Raw genomic sequence first — 1,147 nt, 5'->3', positions numbered from 1 at the left:
TCCTTCGCGCCTCTGATCAACTCAGCACACACCTTCTCCAGGGATTTAACGTTGCGGCTCGTTAGGGTGATTCGAATTCGGTGAATTGCCACCTCCGGCTCCACGGGTGTTTTTCCGGTATCCTTAAAAGCCATGGCTGCTGCGCGGCTTCCTGACCGACTTGTTCCTCGGCGAGAGCGAACAGCGGTGAGTCAGGAGCAGGAGCGTGCGAACCAAAGATCCGCAAGTCCTACGGCCGGGATGTTTCATATGAGAAATGCTAGTGTGAGTGGAAGGAAGTTTTTTCATAGTAGATGTATGAGCTGGTCGTAGCGGAATCGGGGGTATGTTGCTCGAGTTCATAGGAATAGAGAGGTTAGGAGGAGTGTTTTGGTGGTAAAGCATGTTGTGAATAATTCTGGTGAGTGGGTGGGGTAGAATGTGCTTAGAAAGATTGTAGTTGTTAGGGCGTTCATTATAATAATGTTTATATATTCGGCTATAAAGAATAGGGCGAATGGGCCTGCGGCATATTCAATGTTAAAGCCTGATACTAGTTCTGACTCGCCTTCTATGAGGTCGAAGGGGGTTCGGTTTGTCTCTGCTAGTGTGGAGGTGAATCATATTATGGCTAAAGGTCATGATGGTAGGAGGAGTCAGAGATGTTCTTGTGTTGTAATAAGTATACTGAGGTTAAATGAGCCGTTTGTTAGTAAGACTGATAGCAGGATGATAGTGAGGGTAACTTCGTATGAAATTGTTTGAGCGACGGCTCGTAGGGCTCCAATTAGGGCGTAGTTTGAGTTTGATGCTCATCCTGATCATAGGATGGAGTGGACAGTTAGGCTGGATATAGCTAGGATGAATAGGAGTCCTAGGTTGAAGTTGATTAGAGGGTTAGGTATGGGAAGGGGGGTTCATAGGAGGAGGGCAATGGAGAAGGCTAGGGCGGGTGCGATGGTGTAGAGTGTAGTGGTGGATGTTGAGGGTTTTAGGGGTTCTTTGGTGAAGAGTTTTATTGCATCAGCGAAGGGTTGTAGTAGTCCGTAAGGGCCTACAATGTTGGGTCCTTTGCGTAGTTGTATATAACCTAATAATTTTCGTTCAACAAGTGTGAGGAATGCTATAGCGGTTAGTGCGGATGCAACAAGGAGTAGAAGGTTTGCTG

Annotated in this window: 1 pseudogene; it reads right to left on the bottom strand. The window is 46.9% G+C overall.

Annotated elements, in window-relative coordinates:
* Positions 1 to 338: 338 nt before the first annotated feature.
* A pseudogene (locus ACFIKD_RS09495) lies at positions 339 to 1,106 on the bottom strand (NADH-quinone oxidoreductase subunit H).
* Positions 1,107 to 1,147: the final 41 nt, after the last annotated feature.

It is taken from the genome of Bartonella sp. CR84HXZ, assembly GCF_042194535.1.
In the GTDB taxonomy this organism is placed as follows: Bacteria; Pseudomonadota; Alphaproteobacteria; order Rhizobiales; family Rhizobiaceae; genus Bartonella; species Bartonella grahamii.
This window is presented reverse-complemented; position numbering and strand designations above follow the sequence as displayed.